This is a genomic window from uncultured Cytophaga sp. (assembly GCF_937863595.1).
Classification (GTDB): domain Bacteria; phylum Bacteroidota; class Bacteroidia; order Cytophagales; family Cytophagaceae; genus Cytophaga.
The window spans coordinates 19844-39501 of the sequence record NZ_CALMGQ010000013.1; the positions used below are offsets into that span (position 1 = coordinate 19844).

The 19658-nt window shown below is 34.1% G+C and carries 18 protein-coding genes; 14 read left to right on the plus strand and 4 right to left on the minus strand.

The genetic code is table 11. The features are described 5' to 3' along the window. Positions 1-4 precede the first annotated feature (4 nt). The 3 genes from Q0543_RS01120 to Q0543_RS01130 all read left to right on the plus strand — a co-directional run bounded on the left by Q0543_RS01120 (position 5) and on the right by Q0543_RS01130 (position 2263). A complete protein-coding gene (locus tag Q0543_RS01120) occupies positions 5-952 on the plus strand; it encodes a CPBP family intramembrane glutamic endopeptidase (protein ID WP_299247872.1) in 948 nt (315 codons plus the stop codon). Further along, entirely contained in the window at positions 949-1806 is an 858-nt protein-coding gene (locus Q0543_RS01125) for a DMT family transporter (protein WP_299247875.1), read from the plus strand. The genes Q0543_RS01120 and Q0543_RS01125 overlap by 4 nt, the downstream gene beginning before the upstream one ends. A gap of 115 nt (positions 1807-1921) precedes the next feature. Beyond that, entirely contained in the window at positions 1922-2263 is a 342-nt protein-coding gene (locus tag Q0543_RS01130; RefSeq protein ID WP_299247878.1) for a hypothetical protein, read from the plus strand. A 113-nt stretch (positions 2264-2376) separates the two neighbouring features. Here Q0543_RS01130 and Q0543_RS01135 read toward each other — a convergent pair whose 3' ends face one another. Then, on the minus strand, positions 2377-4557 hold the full coding sequence (locus tag Q0543_RS01135; RefSeq protein WP_299247880.1) for a glycoside hydrolase family 9 protein: 2181 nt from the start codon (positions 4555-4557) through the stop codon (positions 2377-2379). 206 nt (positions 4558-4763) lie between these two features. Beyond that, positions 4764-5642: a type IX secretion system membrane protein PorP/SprF gene (locus Q0543_RS01140; protein ID WP_299247883.1), complete on the minus strand. Its 879-nt coding sequence runs from the start codon at positions 5640-5642 to the stop codon at positions 4764-4766. Positions 5643-5790: 148 nt separating this feature from the next. Here Q0543_RS01140 and Q0543_RS01145 point away from each other — a divergent pair, with 148 nt between their 5' ends. The 3 genes from Q0543_RS01145 to Q0543_RS01155 are packed head-to-tail and all read left to right on the plus strand — an operon-like array spanning position 5791 to position 9065. Then, positions 5791-6309, plus strand: a complete 519-nt coding sequence (locus tag Q0543_RS01145; RefSeq protein WP_299247923.1) for a sigma-70 family RNA polymerase sigma factor — start codon at positions 5791-5793, stop codon at positions 6307-6309. Beyond that, positions 6306-7451 (plus strand): hypothetical protein, encoded by a 1146-nt coding sequence (locus tag Q0543_RS01150; RefSeq protein ID WP_299247886.1) that lies wholly within the window; start codon positions 6306-6308, stop codon positions 7449-7451. Before Q0543_RS01145 ends, Q0543_RS01150 begins: the two co-directional genes overlap by 4 nt. Further along, positions 7452-9065 carry a hypothetical protein gene (locus Q0543_RS01155; protein WP_299247889.1) on the plus strand — a complete coding sequence of 538 codons (1614 nt, stop codon included), beginning with the start codon at positions 7452-7454 and terminating at the stop codon, positions 9063-9065. It begins immediately after the preceding gene. Positions 9066-9230: 165 nt separating this feature from the next. Here Q0543_RS01155 and Q0543_RS01160 read toward each other — a convergent pair whose 3' ends face one another. Both Q0543_RS01160 and Q0543_RS01165 read right to left on the minus strand, forming a co-directional pair. After that, a complete protein-coding gene (locus tag Q0543_RS01160) occupies positions 9231-10247 on the minus strand; it encodes a bifunctional ADP-heptose synthase (RefSeq protein WP_299247891.1) in 1017 nt (338 codons plus the stop codon). Then, a complete protein-coding gene (locus Q0543_RS01165; protein WP_299247894.1) occupies positions 10226-11437 on the minus strand; it encodes a pyridoxal phosphate-dependent aminotransferase in 1212 nt (403 codons plus the stop codon). Before Q0543_RS01165 ends, Q0543_RS01160 begins: the two co-directional genes overlap by 22 nt. A gap of 418 nt (positions 11438-11855) precedes the next feature. On the opposite strand from Q0543_RS01165, the gene Q0543_RS01170 reads away from it, so the two are divergent. From Q0543_RS01170 to Q0543_RS01205, 8 genes are all read left to right on the plus strand, one after another. Next, the gene (locus Q0543_RS01170) at positions 11856-12731 is read left to right on the plus strand and encodes an ROK family protein (RefSeq protein WP_299247897.1); all 876 of its coding nucleotides are present in this window, start codon (positions 11856-11858) and stop codon (positions 12729-12731) included. A gap of 149 nt (positions 12732-12880) precedes the next feature. Further along, positions 12881-13504 carry a phospholipid scramblase-related protein gene (locus Q0543_RS01175; protein WP_299247899.1) on the plus strand — a complete coding sequence of 208 codons (624 nt, stop codon included), beginning with the start codon at positions 12881-12883 and terminating at the stop codon, positions 13502-13504. 26 nt (positions 13505-13530) lie between these two features. Then, the gene (locus tag Q0543_RS01180; RefSeq protein ID WP_299247902.1) at positions 13531-14031 is read left to right on the plus strand and encodes an META domain-containing protein; all 501 of its coding nucleotides are present in this window, start codon (positions 13531-13533) and stop codon (positions 14029-14031) included. 195 nt (positions 14032-14226) lie between these two features. Beyond that, the gene (locus tag Q0543_RS01185; RefSeq protein WP_299247905.1) at positions 14227-15279 is read left to right on the plus strand and encodes a WG repeat-containing protein; all 1053 of its coding nucleotides are present in this window, start codon (positions 14227-14229) and stop codon (positions 15277-15279) included. 168 nt (positions 15280-15447) lie between these two features. Next, positions 15448-15957 (plus strand): hypothetical protein, encoded by a 510-nt coding sequence (locus Q0543_RS01190; protein ID WP_299247908.1) that lies wholly within the window; start codon positions 15448-15450, stop codon positions 15955-15957. A 236-nt stretch (positions 15958-16193) separates the two neighbouring features. Next, a complete protein-coding gene (locus tag Q0543_RS01195; RefSeq protein WP_299247911.1) occupies positions 16194-16544 on the plus strand; it encodes a LysR family transcriptional regulator in 351 nt (116 codons plus the stop codon). 69 nt (positions 16545-16613) lie between these two features. Next, entirely contained in the window at positions 16614-18608 is a 1995-nt protein-coding gene (locus Q0543_RS01200; protein ID WP_299247914.1) for a TonB-dependent receptor plug domain-containing protein, read from the plus strand. Positions 18609-18765: 157 nt separating this feature from the next. Further along, positions 18766-19296 (plus strand): hypothetical protein, encoded by a 531-nt coding sequence (locus Q0543_RS01205; RefSeq protein ID WP_299247920.1) that lies wholly within the window; start codon positions 18766-18768, stop codon positions 19294-19296. The last annotated feature ends 362 nt before the right edge of the window (positions 19297-19658 follow it).

Sequence of the window (19658 nt, forward strand, 5' to 3'; positions counted from 1 at the left end):
TTTAATGAAAAAAATAATTACCCTTTTATCGAATTATATTCGGTATGAGTTGAAAGCAACATATTTAATAAATTTGTTGCTTTTTTTAATTCCCATTACAGCACTAAATTACTATTTCAATTTTGAAAGTGGTATTTTAAAAACATGTAACAAAGAATGGTATTTTTTCATTCTTTGTTTTTTTTATTACGCAATCCCTTTGTTCTATGCAGTTCTAGTTTATGCAATTCAGTTTAACAAGAAAGAATTGTTTAAAAATAAACGATTTCTATTTTTAATATGTTTCTTTCCCGCTATCATGGCCTTTGATGAAGCATTTCATTGGCATCATGAACTAGCAAATGGGATTCAGGACGAAATATTAAAATACTATATTAAAAAAGTATTGAATCAAAGTGTACGTTTTGTTACCTATTTTCTTCCCATTCTTTTGTATTATATTTTTTTAGAAAAAGAAAACAACAATTTTTATGGCTTGGCTTTTAAAAAATCAGATCTTAAACCCTATCTATTTATGTTGTTCGGAATAATGATGCCTTTAATTGTTTTGGTATCATTCACCGATGATTTCCAATCGGCATATCCCGTTTATAATATGTCTCAATTCAAAGAGCAATTACCTGGAACCCATTTTCAACAAGTAGCATTATATGAAAGTATGTATTTGTTCGATTTTATAAATATCGAATTACTATTTAGAGGAATTATGATACATGCACTTTATAAATATATGGGTATTGAATGTGTATTGGCTGTAGCCACTGTGTATTGTACCTTTCATTTTGGTAAACCTGTTATTGAAACAGCGAGCTCATTTTTTGGGGGAACCATATTAGGAATATTATCACTACGAACCAATTCATTAATGGGAGGGATTATTGTACATGCTGGTATTGCATTGATGATGGAGTTGGCTAGTTTTGCACACCAATTACATTTCTTTGGTTTATGAAACATGAAAATATCTACGCATATGGAGCAGCGTGTTTGTCTGTAGTTATTTGGGCAGGTTGGATTATACTATCTCGACTTGGTGTACAAACAGCATTAACACCCTACGATATAACACTATTGCGATTTGGCACTGCTGCACTTATAACCCTTCCATTTAGTTTAACATACAATTGGAAAACGGTGAAGTGGAATCAAGTATTGTTAATAGCGTTAGGTTGTGGTTTTCCATATACCATGCTTTCATTTTTTGGTTTAAAAACGATTAAGGCTGCGAATGCAGGAGTTTTGGTAAATGGAATGTTGCCTGTACTTGGCTTACTATTTACATACTTTTGGTTTAAAGGGAAAATCAGTGCATTAAAATACCTTTCTGTTATACTTTTATTGCTTGCAAATTTTTGCATGATGAATCTTTTTTCGAATAATGCCGAATTTAATGGACTTGGTGTAGCCTTTATGCTTTGTGCTGCCTGTGTATTTTCTACGTATATGGCTGCAATAAAACGTTGGGGCTATAGTATGAAAGATGTTGTATCCTTTGTTCCCATTATAAATGCAATTTTATTTATTCCAATTTGGTTGTCTACATCCTCACAAATTGTACATGCTCCTTTATCAGATGTATTGCTTCAAGTAATTTATCAAGGAATTATTGTAAGTATCGGAGCTCTGTTGTTAATTACCTATGCAGTTCAACGGTTGGGCTCCGAAACGATGGCAGTCTTTTTATCTTACGTTCCCGTAGTAACGGCATTGTTAGCCTTTTTAATTCTAAAGGAAGCATTATCTTTACAAGAATTAATAGGTATTGTTTTGTGTACAATTGGTTTGTATGTGTATACGAAAGGGTGATACTAATTATGAATTATCAACTTTCTGCCTAGTCGTCTCTTTTGAACAATCACCTGCTACAATCAATCTTGAATTATAAATTCTTAACGAATAAAGATTTGAAAAAAATAAAAGTATGAATAAGAAACGAGCACTACGTGATGAAGAGAAAATAATTATTCAATTTCTGTTGTCAAAATTAAATGTAACGGATAATGCATATAATATCTCCGATAGCGTTGAAGAGTATGAAGGGAGTCATATGGGAAGCATTAATTTAAATAATCCCAATGCCGATTTGTTCGACAGAGATCTAATTCAGGCAGAATATACAGATGCAGATAAAATCCCTGTAGTACTTTCGCTCACAGTTGATAAAAATAACCAGTTGTTAGATTTAGATTTTTGGAAGTCGGACTTTTCTAGATTAGTCCAGTATCCGAAGCCTGAAGAGTTGACGTTTGGGGAGGAAGTATAAAGTATGGAGTACAGTGTACGGAGTACAAAAATGTTCCAGTCAAAGACTGGGACATTTTTGTAATTTAAAACACAACTTGATTTCTTTGTACTCAGTACTTCATACTCTGTACTTTATTGCATTTTTACCAATCGATCTGTAAACAACATTCCATCTTGGCTTACTTTGATTACATATACACCATTTGGTAATTCTGCAATTGAAAAGGATGTAGCGTTGGATAGGTTTTTTGTAAGTACATTATTTCCTAATACAGAATAAAACTCAATCTTGATATCATTGTTGCTTGCCACAGAAGCAGGTACGGTGATGGTTACTCGATCTTGTGTTGGATTTGGCATAATGGATATAGCTACCGACGCTTGTGCAGTATTTGTACTTGTTGGCACGTTGGTTCCGTTTGTTACAAATTTTGATAACAATCGTATATAAGCAGTTTGATACCCCAGACTTGTCTCTGTTATTTGCCAAGAATTTAATGGCCAACTTGTATTGAAATCTTTATATGATTTTTGTTGAGGTTGACCTTTGGGTGGGCTTGGTGCTGCTGATCCACAAAGTGTGTTGGGGGTAGCAGATTTGCAATTGTCATCCCAATCATAACTGTTATTTGCTCCTCCCATTAAAAATCCTGGTGGTGGGCCGTAGGTTGAAGTACCAACACGATCCCATTTTGCACTACCATCACAAAACCATGTATGGTACATTTCATTTGCACTTTTCTCTGCACCGTAGCTACCCATGTTTGTTAGGTATACGAGCTGTAGTGGATTTACACCATGAATGTAGTGTAAATATTCTTCAGAAGCATTTAAATAAAATTCGTTGTTACCTACATCAATATCATTTGCTTGAAGTTCCCATAATAAATTTCCATATAGAGATTTGTATTGGTTCGAACCCCAATTATAATCTTTTATAAAAGATCTATACGGATCGGTTTCACTAGTTAACGCAGCTGCAAAATCACCTGTAGTATTAACTGCATTTTTTGTTGTTGTTCGGATCTTATTTGCAATCGTTGCATCAATACCAGCTAAAGATAAGTAATGCAACAACAGACTCTGTGATTCTAAAAAATATTGACTCACATAATTAGTCCAAGCTACCAAAGGCATATCTCCATAATTGGTTTCAAAATATGTGAGGTACTTTGCTTGTCCAGTTAATTCATATAGATAAAGTGCCGCTCCTAATTTAGATGTTTTTCTGCCTAAGTCATCTGTTTCTTGATTACCTGCTGCAACACCTAGAGTATTATCATCTTTTGAATTATTATTGAATACTATACTTGGATTTGCATCTGCCCAATCCCAAGCAGCAATTGCCTTCGTTTGTAAATTGCTAGCATAGGTGCCAAATTTAATAGCACTGTAATTTTTATATACTTTTGATGCGAAAGCAAACGCTTCAGCACATTTCAAGGTGGCGTTTGTTGTTGCTGGTCCGTACTTACTTTGTCCAGTTGCAGCAGATGGAGGGCTGCCACCATCAGAACTTAACACTGACAAACACGATCCATTGCTTTGTTGCATGCGTAGCAAGTGATCAATTCCCCACTGCACTTCATCTAAAATATCGGGTACGCCATTGCCAGATTCCGGTAAATTAAAATCATCCGTAAATACAGTTGGGTTTTCTTGATATGCTGTCAATAATGTAATCACATAGCTTGCTGTCCATGCGGTGTACTTATTTAAGTCACCAGCATCGTACCAGCCACCGTGTAAATCTTTCTCTGTTCCCGCGGTTAAGTTGCTATATAATCGAGCATTTTTATCTTGCAAAGGTTTGATGTGACTAGCTGCATCTGTCCAGCCATTACCTGCGTAAGGAGCTACTTTAGCGAAGCTGGAGCGTTGGTAGTATAACATACGCATGGCTGCTTTTAAAACACTTTTGTATACCGTATCTGCAATTACAAATTCCGCAGAACGTGCAGCTAAGGTTCCATCCTTTACATAATATCTACCTGGTGTAGTGTAACTTGAAAAGTCGAACCACCATGCTTTATCACCTGAACTCACATCTGTAGCGCCACTTTTCCATGCTGTAATTACAGCAGAAAATACCGGCTGATTGTTATCCGCATTTATAAGTTTGTATGTTGTGCTTGGTGTAAACGACGAAGCAGCATCGAATCCTGTCTGAGGATCTCGAATTACGGCTACTTTGTTTGCATTGGGAGTGTATCCAAATTGGTCCACAACAATGTAGGCACTAAACGTTTGGGAAAAAGATGCGAACCCTATAAAGATCGCAGAGATTACCAAGGAGATTTTTGTTACTTTCATTCGAGCGTTTATTTTTTGGAAGTATTGCAAATGCTTTTTTATTTAATACGCATATTAATACTAATTGGATTTTAATTGATATTAATGTGATAAAAATATGTGTTTATCCATTCGAAAATCAAATAAATGGAATGTGTATTCAATGATTGGTATTTTTAGTATAGGAAAAAAAGAGATGATGTACTCCATTCTGAAGGAACAGAATTTCAATAAAATGTATACCCGCCATTAAGTTCAACAGAATCAGTCCAGGCAGGAAGTTTTGTAAAAAAGGGAGTATTGTAAACGAAGGATATAAAAATACGTTCCGTTCCAATATGAATATTTGTTGTTACAATAAAGCTTAAACTTTTATTGTATTTATAAGAACTACCAATGGAAATAACATCTTTGTATTGCAACATTCCAAAAAAAGATACATCGTCTGTATAGCTTGGTAAGTAGCGCCAAAGTGCTCCGCATTTAATACTTACAAAGGGAGAAACGGTAAATGTATTTTGAATGTAGCTGTTTATATAACGCTCATATTTTATGGGGGCGATAACTGGGTTAATCGTTGAATTCAATAGCTGATTGATAGAGATACCCGCTTCATTTTTTTTATGGTTCAGTGATACCCCTAAAGCTGCATCGGGTGCTAGAGAGTTTCCATTACCTGAAGAAGAAGGGGCTGTAAATGCTGTTTGCGCAAAACCAAATGCAATGCCAGAAGAAAGAAAAGTTTCTTTCCCTATTTTTATTTTATACGCATAGTTTGCGTAAGCTCTAGTGCGATGAATGTATGGACCATCTTTTTGATTGTAAAAATAAACACGTGCTATATGGTTTTTTGGTTTAGTATAATTTAAAACACGAGTAAAGGCTACATTAAAAGTTGCAATTTTATTGAGCGCACCAGTTCCTGTTTTATAAGCTACGTTGATATCCATTTTGGTGTCAAGCGGAACATAAGCTGGAGAAACCAAATACATGTTATTGAAATACGCTCCAAATTGATCTGGATAAACAGCAGTATTCTGCCCTAAAACAGGGATGTTTTGCAGAAAAAGGGCAAAAAGAATACAGTTGACGTAAAATAATTTCATTGATTGCTGTATAGATGAATCAAAAATATATTAATTTATTGAAATTTCGTTACTTATTTATTTTAACATGGTATTTTAAATTAGAGTGGGCAGTCAGAAAGAGAATAATATTGTTGCCTTAATTAAATTAGGGAAAGATAAGGAGGTTGTGCCGCTTTTATATAAAAAGGTATACCCCCTTGTTGAACGATTTATTATGAGGAATTCGGGAAATAAAGAAGATGCATCAGATATATTCCAAGACACGCTCTTACTTTTTTACAAACAGGTAATGCAAAATAAGTTTGATGAAAAGTATAAAGTTTTTGGCTACTTATATAAAGTAAGTATCCATAAATGGATTAATCGAGCTAAAAGAGATCGGAAAATTTCATTTTCAGATAACATTGAATCTTTAGATATTCCTGTGTTTGAAGAATTTTCGGAAGAAGTAATTTCAAATCCAGATGAAAATATTATTAGGAAATTATTCAGTCCCATTGGTGAGAAATGTATTGAGCTATTAACGTTTACAACCTATACAAGTCTATTATTAGAAGATATAATGTTACGCATGCAATTCGCATCTGTAAGTGCAGTAAAAATGCAATTGAAACGTTGTAAAGAAAAGTTACTAAAACAGATTGATGAAAATCCATCTTTAATAAATCAATTAAAAAGACAATGAGCATTCAAGAAGAACGATTTGATACTATTGAAGCTTACTTAAACGGTGAACTGAATCCTGCTGAAATTGAAAAATTTGAGAAGCAAATTTCTGTTGATCAATCCTTGAAGGATGAATTGGAAAAACATAAGATCGCTAATGCCCTAATTGTTGAAAATCGTTTGCTATCAGTTAAAAATATTTTGCAAATAGAAAAAACTAAAGGATCAAATACATCTGGTAATAAACCATTGGGCTTTATTGCCCTTGCGGTAGTGAGTATTGGTATTGGTGCATCTGTGATATTGTTGAATCAAAAGGACGAATCGATTGCTATTATAAAAGAAACAAAATCAGCGACCGAACGCATATCAATTTCGGAAAAAATACATACGGAGCATTCTAATAATGCAAAAAATGAAATTGGCAACAACACAACAAAAGTGATTGCTGATAAATCGCAATCGTATGATGCAAGTTCTGAACAAAACACTGGATTTCATAAACATCAAATTCAGGTGATAGAGAAACAGTTGGGTTTGGAGGAAAAAAGCAGCTCGAAAACGGATTCTTCAACAGTTACTGTTAATAAACAACAAGTAATCAAACCAGTACAAATAATAGAGAATAAATCAAAAGTTGTGGCTACGAGTATTATAAGCCCCTGCGACCAGGTTGCTATTTTGGCAACTATAAAGACAACACCAAGTTGTAGCGATAAAGCCAGTGGAATTATTCTTGTTCAATCGATTAAAGGAGGTACAAAACCATATTCCATTTCTTTGTCTTCAAGTACGAACGAAGCTATTAGCAATGGTGATATATCAAAAGGTATCTATAATGCCAAAATAACCGACGCACAAGGATGTACACATACCTATTCTGATATTGTTATAGATGAAAAGGAATGTCCAAGAGATTATTCCTTTAATCCATTTTATGGCGATGAAGTATGGAATATCGAACCAGAATCTTCTACTGGTCAGTTGGTGATATATGATAAAGGCGGTGCATTGTATTTTCAACAAAATATACCCGCAACTACTGTTTATAAATGGTCGGGTATGGGCAATAACAACCAAATTCTACCAGGATATTATATCTTTGTAATTAAATATGCAAACGGGATGGTTAAAAAAGGTTCTGTTACAATTGTTCAATAAATGAAAAAGTTATTCTTCCATATCGTATTTATTCTTTTATCCATTATAGGGTATGGGCAAACTGTTTCTATTCCAGATCCAGCATTTTTGAGTTTCTTAAAATTAAATTATCCTTTAACAATAAATGCATCGGATAAGCTTATTATTAGCAGTGCCGCGCAGGTTACGGGTAATATTTCTTGTGGTAGTTTAGGTATTGTAAATTTAGAAGGTATACAATATTTTTCTCAAGTAACAAAAGTTAGTGCTATTAACAATAATATTGTTTCATTGCCATCTTTATTGCCAATGACTGCATTGCAAACATTACATATATATGGGAATCAAATTTCTATAACACCTGATTTTAGGGGGATGGTGAATTTGAAAACGGTTTTGTTATATGATAATGATTTAACACAAATGCCTCTATTTGGAAATAATCCCATCATCGAAGAAATTATTATTTCAAAGAACAGTATATCATCGATAACAAGCTTGTCGGATGTGCCATCTCTATTAAAATTAGATATTGGCGAAAATCAACTTACCGTACTTCCTGATCTATCCTTAAATGTGAACTTGCAGGAATTGGTTTGTTGGTCGAATCAACTAACAACGTTGCCTTCATTAACGAACCTAGTAAATCTAACGCGCTTAAATGCGGGTAGAAATAAATTGACCGTTTTTCCAGATATATCTAAAAATACACAGCTTTCTATTTTGGCACTTGATAATAATTTATTGACCGTAATACCTAAAAATATTATTGGGTCGGCTAGTTTTACCAGTGTTAAATTGTACAATAATTATTTTACTATCCAAGATTTAGGTCCATACGCGGGTATATTAACTGCTTCAAATATATATACATATGTACCAATGTTGCCTCAGGCTGGCGACACGATTGATGCCTATTATAATGAATCTGTAATAATACATTCATATGTTGACAATATTGTATTAAATGAAACCTATACCTGGTATGAAGGTATTACTAGTATCGGTAGTAGCTTTAAAGATGCAGTTACAATAACACAGCCAAGTGGTGTAGGTATAACAAACCGATATATATACGCCAAAATTACACACCCCTCTTTAACATCTTTAGTACTTGTTACAGATACTTTTTTAGTGCGCTTTAACCCATGTCCAACTTCTGGAAATGTTACCTATACATCAGATAAAAAAGACTGCGGCAACTCGGGTAAGATTGAAGTAATGGTTCAAGGTTACGTTGCTCCGCAGACAAGCTATATTTTAACAAGTACGTCGTTTGGTACAATGGAGTATTCTAGTTTAAATAAATTTATAGGATTAAGCGATACTGCATATGCCTTGCATGTTGATTTTACATCGACTTGTATGCTGGATTATAACACACACCTTAAAATGCCTCAGGTAGATTGCAATGAAGCATTTATGACACCAAATAATGATGGCGATATGGATACGTATTTCTTCCCTGGTAAAGGCACAGTAATCATCTATGATAAATATGGTAAAGAGGTTAAACGTGCTAGTTTGCCCTTTGAATGGGATGGTTCAGGAAATAGTGGCTTAGTGCAACCAGGATATTATATCGGAGTGATGAATGGTGGGAAGGATCGGATGAATATTAGTGTGTTGTATTAAGTAATTTTTTAGTGTATTGGTCGATACACAAATAAATACAAGCGTTCCCGAAGTAGACAGGTCAAATTAAAAATATAAGCATCCTTACAAAGAATAGTTCGATAAAAAAAAGGTCTAAATTCAATAACTGAATCTAGACCTTTTTTTTATCTGAAGCACATTAGATCAACTCACAATCCCCAACTTTTCCGCTTCCGTTTGCAATAGTTTTTGATCGATAGGTACAACACCAACTTGTTCGCATACTAAGCCCCCAGAGAGATTAGATAATGCTGCTAATATAGATGGCTTCGTATATGCTGCGGCACAAAGTGCAGCTACACTAATTACGGTATCGCCAGCGCCAGATACATCTGCAATTTCTCTGTGGTGTGCAGGTATATGTAAATGCTCTGATTTATTGGTCCAATAAACACCTTTTTCGGATAAGGTAATTAAAACACTGTCGCATGTTAATAGACGCATCAATTCTTCAACGGTTTGTTCCAGTTGTTTGCTGTCGTTTAAATTCGAATCTGTTTTAACACCTTCTTTTAATTCTTTTCTGTTTGGCTTAAATAAGCTACAGTTTTTGTATTGTAAAAAGTTACGCTTCTTGGGATCTACTACCGTAGGGATTCCTTTTGTGTTTGCTTTGTCTGTTACGTATTTAATTAATTCTTCGCTTAAAACTCCTTTGTCGTAATCTTCAAAAATGATCACGTGGGCCTTTTCTAAAAGCGAATCAATGCGAGTCTTTAATGCATTTAATTCATTCGAGTTTGTTACTTTATCATCTTCTTGATCTACACGCAACATGTGATGCGCATTTGAAATGATGCGATGTTTTATTGTAGTTACGCGATCCTTACTAGATACAATTCCTTCTGTGGGTAGATTGTTATCTTGTAATATTTTAAGGAAGTTTGTTCCGTCTGCGTCGTCACCAACTAGACCACACAAAAGAGGCGTAGCACCTAATGATTTTATATTCAATGCAACGTTTGCTGCACCGCCTGGTCTGATTTCTCTTTTTTCAACTTGAAGAATAGGTACAGGTGCCTCAGGAGAGATGCGATCTACTTTTCCCCATAAATACGAATCAATCATCACATCACCGATGATTAATACATTAAAAGTACGGAAGACCTTGAATAGGTCTTCCGCTGTATGATATTCAATTACTTTAGTTTTGCTAAGCATTCTTTAATACGTTTGATTGCTTCAACGATGTTTTCATCCGATGCAGCAAATGAAATACGAATGTTATTTGGAGAACCAAATGAATCGCCACCTACTGTAGATACAAATACATCGTTTAAGATAAACATAGATAATTCGCTAGACGTATGGATTACGTTTCCGTTTACAGATTTACCTAAGTACGCACTTACATCTGGGAAGATGTAAAAAGCACCTGCAGGTTTGTTGATTTTCAAGCCTGGTACTTCTTTCAATAAACCAATAATCAAGTCGCGTCTTCTTAAATACGCTTCTTTCATTTTCATTGGTGCAGAAAGATCGCCTTGTAATGCAGCCAATCCAGCACGTTGCGTGATAGAACATGTTCCAGAAGTAACTTGTCCTTGAAGTTTTTCAGTTGCAGCAGCAATGTATTTAGCCGCAGCAATGTAGCCCAATCTCCATCCAGTCATTGCAAACCCTTTAGAGAAACCATTTACAGTAACAACTTGATCTTTGATTTCGTTAATAGAACCAAGACTAAAGTTTTTACCTTCGAAGTTTATGTATTCATAGATCTCATCTGCAATTGCAATGATCTGTGGGTTTTTCTTTAATAATTCGCCAATAGCACGTAATTCTGTTTCTGAAAATACAGAACCAGAAGGATTGCATGGAGAAGAATACATAATGGCACGTGTTTTAGGAGTAATTGCTTTTTCAATTTCAGCAGCAGTTACTTTAAAATCGTTTTCAATTGTACCCGTTAAAATTACAGATTTCCCTTCTGCTAATTTTACCATTTCAGAATAACTAACCCAGTACGGTGCAAGAATAATTACTTCTTGTCCTTTATCTACTACTGCTTGAATAACGTTTGCCAATGATTGTTTTGCACCTGTAGATACTACAATGTTTTCAGCCGTTACCTGAATGTTATTTTCTTTAACTAATTTTTCAGCAATTGCAGCACGTAAATCTGCAAAACCAGCAACAGGGCTATAAGAATGATACCCTTCGTCAATAGCTTTCTTTGCAGCATCCATAACATGTTGAGGCGTCTTGAAGTCTGGCTCACCAACACTTAAGCTGATTACCTTATTGCCTTGAGAAGCTAATTCTCTTGCTTTTTTTGTCATCGCTAAGGTTTCTGATTCCGCTAAAGAATTTACAACCGTTGAAAGCGTTTGAGTGTTCGTACTTGTTGTCATGTGTATGTTTACTATTTTTTAAAGCAGGAGCAAAATTAATACATTTAGTTGGTTTAACCGCTATGAAGATGGGAAATTTTTACCCGTAATTAAGTATGGTTGAATTGTTTAAATATCAGGTAAACAGTTGTTTAGTTGTTGGGTTAGCTTGTTTTTTTTATCATATGATAGAAATCAAATAAATAAGTGTTTCTGCAAATAATGCAGATTAAAAATGTGAATGGAATAAGCTCAAATTAACAGCTATGTTAGATGGTGATTATAAAGCATACATTCTATAAATAAATATCAAATCTATTTCAAAAAACATATTTCAATATTTAAAAAAGATAAAAATTCCATTACCTTGTATTTAAATTTTTCAACCAAAATTGTAATAAGCTTTTTGCCTTAGGCTTTTAGCTTTAAGCTTAAAAAAATGTTTAAAATAGGAATAGATTTAGGTGGTACAAAAATAGAAACGATTATTTTGGATTCGGAAGGGAAAGAAATATATCGAAACCGAGTATTAACGCTGCAGGAAAGAGGGTATAAAGCGATTGTCACAACCCTAGCAGAGTGTTATTCCAATGCTGTTACTTTTATTATGGGTAAGGAGCATACTTTCGGAATTGGAACACCAGGCTCCATCTCTCACAAAACAGGTTTGATGAAAAACTCAAATACGCTGTGTTTAAATGAAAAACCTGTGTTAAAAGATCTTGAACGTATGATTAATAGACCTGTTGCGATAGAGAATGATGCAAATTGTTTCGCAATGGCTGAAGCATCTGTAGGCGCAGGGAAGGGGTATGCAAATGTATTTGGAGTGATTATGGGCACAGGGTGTGGTGGTGGTATTGTATTCAATAATACATTGCTCAAAGGATTGCAATCATTGGGTGGCGAGTGGGGGCATATGACCATTGATTCCAATGGACCTCTGTGTTATTGTGGTAAAAGAGGTTGTGTAGAAACCTATATTTCGGGTACTGGCATTTCAAATAGATATTTTGATCTCACGGGAAAACGCCTCCCAACCAAACATATTTTAGATGCTGAAACGGCAGAGGCCGTAACAGTGAAATCCATGTTTTTTGAACAATTTGGTCGTGCACTGTCTAATATTATTTCTATTCTCGATCCAGATATAATAGTTATTGGGGGCGGCTTGTCAAATTATCCGCTACTATACTCTTTGGGTGTAGAACAAGTAAATAACTATATTTTTGGTCATGAATTGGATACGCCAATTGTGCAACATAAAACAGGCGATAGTGCTGGTGTTATTGGTGCTGCATGGATCGGGATTTGATAGCATTCTTGTTGGGTGTGAAATTTAACCTAAACGGAGGTCGTGTAGAATTTTTATAAAAATATACGCGATTGAAATTTTTCATGAGAGAAAATATAAGTAGTATCCTTCATTATAAATTACAATAAAAATTCGTTAACTTAAACATTATGTCAGAAACAACTAATACAGTAAACCAAGATGTTGTAGCATTTTTTCAATCCAATAGTTTTTTTATTGATGAAAAAGTAAATATCTTCAAATTTGAAAATGCATATAATATTTATGGAGAAACTGGCGAGCATATAGGTGCCATTACTCAGCGCTTATCAATAGGAGAAAAAATGCTTCGTTTATTGGTGAATAAAAAGATGCTCCCATACACCTTAGTTGTTCAAAGTTTGAATGGCAATGTATTGACAACGATTCAACGTGGGTGGACACTTTTTATGTCAAAAATTGATGTGAAAGATGCTAGTGGTGTAACAATCGGCTATGTAAAACAAAAGTTTAAATTTTTCAAGCCAGAATTTCAAATTTTAAATGCTTCAGAACAGGTAATTGCAACCATTACAGGAGACTGGAAAGCATGGAATTTTGATATCAATAATGCTACAAAGAACCCAATAGGAAAGATCAGTAAAAAGTGGGCTGGTGCAATGAAAGAAATATTCACTACTGCCGATAAGTATAATGTTGTACTTGATCCGGCTTTCGAATTAACTATTGAGTATAAACAAATCATAGTGTCCTGTGCCATAACTATTGATATGGTTTTAAAGGAAAGTAAATAATATAGTACCCTAAACGTTTTAATTTTATGAAAAAAGTAATCTTGTTATCCGCACTTTTAGTAATGGTTTTAGCATCGTGCAATTGTTCTAAAACTACAAGTTCTTCGAGTGCAAAAAGTGTTGAACCATCTTCAGCTCCTGTTTCATCCAATACTTCTGCAGAAGAAATGGATTTAGAAGGAACTTGGGAATTGGTTTCTATCGTAAGTGAAACACTTCCGTTTAAAGATTTATTTCCTGGACAGAAACCAACTATTGTATTTGATGCGCGTCCAAAACAAGTTTCAGGCTCAACAAGTTGCAATACCTATACTGGGTCATACGCTCTTGATGGCAGAGCACTTTCTTTTGGTAATGGAATGGCTATGACCAAAATGGCTTGTCAAGGGAATGGCGAAGCCGTTTATGTAGAGCGTTTAAACAAAGCAAATATGATTTTTATTAAAGATCAATCTACCTTAATGCTACTAGACGGAAATACAGCACTGTTGGAATTTAAAAAAATAATGGGAGCAAAAAGTTATTAATATTATAACGAATTCTACTTTGTTATTTTATAAATTAAAATTATTCAGTGTAATTTGAATTGCGACTGAAGCTTGCAGTGGTTGTGTCTTTTCGACCAACTATTTGATAAAAAATTGCTCCAACGTACAAACTTGGCAAGGTAGGACTAATGTCAGTCTTAATTAATATATGTTTCAATTTAGTTTTATGATGTTATGAAAAAGAGATCTATTTTATTGGTTTTTTCTAGTGTTCTATTATCACTTTCAAGCCTTGCGCAATCTTATTTGATTCAAGTAAAAGATGCAAGTGGTAAATGGGGCTATTCAAATGTAAAAGGTGAAATGGTTATTCCTGCACAATACGAGCATTGCGACCCATTTGGTGAAAATGGATTGGCAGTTGTTGTAAAAGATAAAGTGACATCCATTATTAATGCGAAAGGTGTCGTTGTTCCTTCAGAGGTTAGCGGATTCACCGTATTGAAAGCAGCATTCGGATTTAATGTGAAGGGATATGAAAATGGCTTATTAGCTATAACAACACCATCTAAAAAGTTTGGTTTTTTAGACGGAACTGGTAAAATAGCTATTCCACTAAAGTACGATTTAGTTACGGAATTTAATGGTGGTTATGCCGTAGCAAAAATAGGCACTAATTATTTCATTCTAGATACTAAAGGAACTGAAACAGCTGTTACAACGGCAGGTGTTTTAGAAATTAAACACTTCTCAGAAGGTTTTGCTCCCGTTCGTACTGCGGATAAAAAATATGGTTTTGTAAACCCTAAAGGAGAGATTGCTATCGCTTCTCAATTTAATAGCGTTGGATATTTTTTCGGTGGTTTAGCATGGGCTAAAACTGCAGATGGTAAAGCGGGTTATATTAATACAAAAGGCGAATGGGCTATAAAACCGATTTATGCTGGAGTAGGTGATTTCGACCCTACATCTAAAGTTGCACGTGTAAAAGAAGTAGAGACTTGGTTTTATATTGATGTTGCGGGTAATAAAACAGCAGTTGTTGACACAGAGACTTGGGGTGATTTTTCTGGTGGTTTGGCTAAAGGAAAAAAAGGGGAAAAGTTTGGCTTTTATAATACCAAAGGAGAATGGGTAATTGCGGCTCAATTTGATGGTGTTAGAGAATTTAAAAATGGCTATGCAGCTGCAAAGCAAGGAACCTTATGGGGTGTGATTGATACGAAAGGTAATTGGGTTGCAAAACCAACCTTTGCAGGTATTAAAGATGCTGAATTAATAAAATAATTCACATAATAATATTTAAAAAAAGGTCAACGGAATTATTCGTTGACCTTTTTTAATGTCTTGAAATGAATAGGTACTCTATTTAACTGCATGTACGCAACTGTTTTTTTACCGTATAATCAATACACATTGTTTAGTAACTTTGTGAAAAATAGTAACGGATCGCCTATGAGAATTCCGAAAGATTTTAGTGTGTTTGTTCTTCCAGATAAAAGCGTACAAGTTACCTTAGATAACTATGATGGCAATTTTTTATCTTTTTTAATTATTGTGGTAGCTATCCCATTATTCATTGCAACGGTGCTATTAGCATTCTATTTAAATGTTGTTTTTATTTTAACAGGTATTCTTTTACTCGTAGTGATTTATTGGTGTGTGTATCATTATAAAGATCGATCACAATTCATTTTCACGAAAGATACTTTCATCGTACTGGAAGGGATGTATAAAAGAGAAACGTGTCATGTAAAATATAAAGATATTGTTCGCACGGAAAGAGTTACAATACCTGGTTCTACATACGCAAGTTCCAAAACAGGCAATACCACCATCAATCATCCCAATTATGAATTGTATATTCATACAAAAGTGGAACGGATACTAGTTACTAAAGATGTTGGGCAAAATGGACAAGCATATCTTAATACCTTGATTCAAGAAAAAATTGGCATACCTTGATTTTAAAACGGATTCATTTTTTGATATATACTTTAGTTTATTAGTTAATTAACTGATTACTCTCACCTTTTATACCTGTTTTAATCCTTGGTGTCGTGTTTTATATTTTTTAATCTTGTATAAATAATTATTAAAGACTTGACAAAAATATTGTCAGTTTATTTATAATTAGTTTTTTAATTAAATATAAATACTTAGTATTGTACGTATATTTACTTATTTAATATGTACTTATTATGCCAAAATCTGAAAAAAAGTTTATCATTCGAGGTAGAATTTGGATTGATTCGGATGATGGTCCATTTCTAGGAGCAGGTAGAATTGAACTATTAAAAAGTATCATCAAAGAAGGATCCATTACTAAAGCTGCAAAGTCTATGAAAATGGCTTATCGTCAAGCATGGCATTTGATTGAATCTATGAATTCAAAAGGTAAAGAACCTTTAGTATTATCGGTTATTGGTGGTAAAGGAGGGGGCGGAGCTACAGTAACCGATTACGGGGTAACATGCATTGAAGCGTTTGAAAATGCAGAAGCGGCATTTGCTGTATTTGTTAAAATGGAATCAGATAAATTAGGGATCTGATTTTTTTTGACATCCGTTATGCTTATAAATGAATAGCGAATGATTTAAACTATAGCTTATTTGGGAATTATGAAAAAACGATTATTAAAATGGATGGGTGTTTTCGGGTTGATCGCTTCTGTAAGCACAGCCCTTGCACAAAGTGGGAGTGAATTCCTTTCGGATAGCTTGGTGGATTTACAAGAGATCACAATTTACGGACAAGCAAAGGATTCAACCAATGCGATAGGTTCCAAGCGTATGGAAGTATTTAATCGAACGGATGTTTCTCATGCCTTAAATATCCTTCCAGGAGTTACCTTATCAAATTTTGGCGCACGTAATGAATCTACCCTTTTTATTAGAGGCTTTGATTCTAGGCAGGTTCCGGTTTTTATAGACGGTGTTCCTGTTTATATATCCTATGATGGTTATGTGGATTTAGCTCGATTTACAACGTTTGATTTAGCAGAAATAAATGTATCCAAAGGATTTGCATCTATGTTATATGGCCCAAATACTATCGGAGGAGCTATAAATTTAATTTCAAGAAAGCCTTCAAAGAAATTTGAATTTTCAGGTGCTACCGGTTACCTAACAGGTGGCTATAGAACCAATTTAAATGTAGGTTCAAAGCTTGGTAAATTTTATTTTCAAGCAGGCTTTTCACAATTAAATAAAAACTATTACAATCTTTCACATGACTTTGATTCTACCGCTCATGAGAATGGTGGCAGAAGAGATAATTCATATAGCAAGGATACAAAGTATTCTTTCCGCATTGGTTTTACTCCAACAAAAAAACAAGAATATGTTTTTAATTATGTAAATCAGCAAGGAGAGAAAGGTACTCCCGTATATTCAGGAACAGATACTAAAAATTCGCTGTATGCTAAACCACGCTATTGGCAATGGCCCTATTGGAATAAAGAAAGTTTTTACGTGTTATCAAACACAACGATTGATTCCAATAATTACATAAAAATGCGTGTATATTACGATATTTTTAAAAATGAATTGAATAGTTATAACGATGATTCCTACTCAAAAATTACCAAACCGTATGCATTTCAGAGTATATACAATGATGATTCGTATGGTGCATCTTTTGAGTATGGAACAAAAAATATCAAAAAAAACACCTTGAAATTTGCGACGCATTATAAACATGACAGACACCGAGAATATAATGTAGGAGAGCCACAACGAACGATGGAAGACAATACGATATCTGTAGGTTTAGAAGATGTGTATAAACCATTTATACGCCTGCAGATTATTCCAGGTGTAAGTTATAACATTAGAAATAGTGCCGGTGCTGAGGGGTACAATTCCACTACGAAGGAAATATTTAACTATGCTTCAAATAATAACAATGCGTGGAATGTGCAATTAGGGACGGTATATTCATTTACAAGCACTCGCATACTTCGGGCAACTGCATCAAGTAAAACACGTTTTGCAACCATGAAAGATCGTTATTCTTATAAGTTAGGAACGGCTATACCCAATCCTGATTTGAATGCAGAACGTTCAATGAACTTAGACCTTACCTACTCAGATGTGTTTTTTTATAAATTGAAAATTGACGGAAGTGTTTTCTATAGTAAATTAACAAATACCATTCAAACAGTGAACAATGTTGAACCCGGAAAATCGCAAATGCAAAATACGGGAATTGCTGAGTTTTCTGGTGTAGAGGCTAGTGCAGAATATGCCATTCATAGAACACTTCAATACGGTTGTAACTATACGTTTATTGAACGGAAAAACAGTTCAAATTCTGAATTGAAGTTTACAGATGTACCAAATCATAAAGTGTTTTCTTATTTGCAATACAGTCCAATGAAGGGTAGTTATCTTGTTGGAAGTGTTGAATACAATAGCAAACGATATAGCACAAGTTACGGTACCTCTACAGCTGGGTTTATGTTGCTGAACGCAAAAGGATCCGTTAAGGTATTGAAATATTTTGCTGTTGAAGGAGGTGTCAATAATATTCTTGATAAAAATTATAGTTTGTCGGAGGGGTATCCCGAACAAGGACGAAATTATTTTGTAACACTTGCTTATCGTTCTTTCTAAAAGATATATCCTAAAATTTAATACTTTTGAAATGACTTATAAAGTTGTGTTAAACGTGTTTTGATTATTTTATCACTGAAAGCATTTAAGGATGAAAAGATCTAATAGGTTTTAATAAAATAATAATTATAATAAATTCATATATAAAAAATAAACCATGAAACGTATAAAATTAATATTCATTGCACTCATTTTGTTAATCACACACCATGTGAGTCAGGCACAAACAGTAAGTGATACTAATTATGTTACAGAGTCTGTAATCGTATCGGGTAAGATCAAAAATTCGATGGTATTAACCGTTGAGGCACTTAAAGGAATGAAGGTAATTAGCGGAAAAGGTGCTACGATTACATGTAGCTCGGGTGAACATAAAAAAGTGCTGAAAACATTTAAAGCAGTTTTGTTAAAAGATATTATTGATTCTGCCTCAGTGCTTATTGATCGTAAGAAAGATCGTGGAAAGTTTATTGTTGTTGTTACGGCGAGCGATCAATATACTGTTGTTTTTTCCTATAACGAACTGTATTACGGAGCTGCTGGGAATAATATATATGTAATGTTTGAAGAGAATGCTTTGCCATTAACAGAAGAAGGTAAGATAATTGTTTTTTGTTCTTCAGATATCGTTTCTGGTCCAAGACATGTGAAGTGGGTGAAGTCAATAGAGGTGAAGGAAATTCAATAAATAAATCAGTATTAAATAATTCTATACTTAGATTTGAATGTTGTTTAACTAAGGGGTAAATGTACACGTGCATTTATTTTTAAAAGTAGTCCGACCACTTTTTTAGTTGTCGGACTATTTAATGAATGCAGTTCCTGTCTTTTAGAAAGTGATTTTTTGGGCATGCCGCTTAGTTATTTGTGCATTAAACATTACGTTGAGTAGACTTAAACATAAAACATGAAAAATTAGCCCTGCATAATGAAATGATACTGACTTATTCATATTTAAATTAGAATGTGTATATTCAGTAAAATAATTTACGTATGATTTTCAAAACGCGACAATGGGTAAAACCCGAAGACCTAAACCCGAATGGGAGT

Excerpts from the sequence above, each read along its gene's own strand:
- Q0543_RS01205 (WP_299247920.1), top strand. The coding sequence starts at position 18,766 with ATGAAACGTATAAAATTAATATTCATTGCACTCATTTTGTTAATCACA.
- Q0543_RS01195 (WP_299247911.1), top strand. The coding sequence starts at position 16,194 with ATGCCAAAATCTGAAAAAAAGTTTATCATTCGAGGTAGAATTTGGATT.
- Q0543_RS01160 (WP_299247891.1), bottom strand. The coding sequence starts at position 10,247 with ATGCTTAGCAAAACTAAAGTAATTGAATATCATACAGCGGAAGACCTA.
- Q0543_RS01165 (WP_299247894.1), bottom strand. The coding sequence starts at position 11,437 with ATGACAACAAGTACGAACACTCAAACGCTTTCAACGGTTGTAAATTCT.
- Q0543_RS01140 (WP_299247883.1), bottom strand. The coding sequence starts at position 5,642 with ATGAAATTATTTTACGTCAACTGTATTCTTTTTGCCCTTTTTCTGCAA.
- Q0543_RS01170 (WP_299247897.1), top strand. The coding sequence starts at position 11,856 with ATGTTTAAAATAGGAATAGATTTAGGTGGTACAAAAATAGAAACGATT.
- Q0543_RS01155 (WP_299247889.1), top strand. The coding sequence starts at position 7,452 with ATGAAAAAGTTATTCTTCCATATCGTATTTATTCTTTTATCCATTATA.
- Q0543_RS01200 (WP_299247914.1), top strand. The coding sequence starts at position 16,614 with ATGAAAAAACGATTATTAAAATGGATGGGTGTTTTCGGGTTGATCGCT.
- Q0543_RS01135 (WP_299247880.1), bottom strand. The coding sequence starts at position 4,557 with ATGAAAGTAACAAAAATCTCCTTGGTAATCTCTGCGATCTTTATAGGG.
- Q0543_RS01120 (WP_299247872.1), top strand. The coding sequence starts at position 5 with ATGAAAAAAATAATTACCCTTTTATCGAATTATATTCGGTATGAGTTG.
- Q0543_RS01180 (WP_299247902.1), top strand. The coding sequence starts at position 13,531 with ATGAAAAAAGTAATCTTGTTATCCGCACTTTTAGTAATGGTTTTAGCA.
- Q0543_RS01190 (WP_299247908.1), top strand. The coding sequence starts at position 15,448 with ATGAGAATTCCGAAAGATTTTAGTGTGTTTGTTCTTCCAGATAAAAGC.
- Q0543_RS01185 (WP_299247905.1), top strand. The coding sequence starts at position 14,227 with ATGAAAAAGAGATCTATTTTATTGGTTTTTTCTAGTGTTCTATTATCA.
- Q0543_RS01125 (WP_299247875.1), top strand. The coding sequence starts at position 949 with ATGAAACATGAAAATATCTACGCATATGGAGCAGCGTGTTTGTCTGTA.
- Q0543_RS01130 (WP_299247878.1), top strand. The coding sequence starts at position 1,922 with ATGAATAAGAAACGAGCACTACGTGATGAAGAGAAAATAATTATTCAA.
- Q0543_RS01150 (WP_299247886.1), top strand. The coding sequence starts at position 6,306 with ATGAGCATTCAAGAAGAACGATTTGATACTATTGAAGCTTACTTAAAC.
- Q0543_RS01175 (WP_299247899.1), top strand. The coding sequence starts at position 12,881 with ATGTCAGAAACAACTAATACAGTAAACCAAGATGTTGTAGCATTTTTT.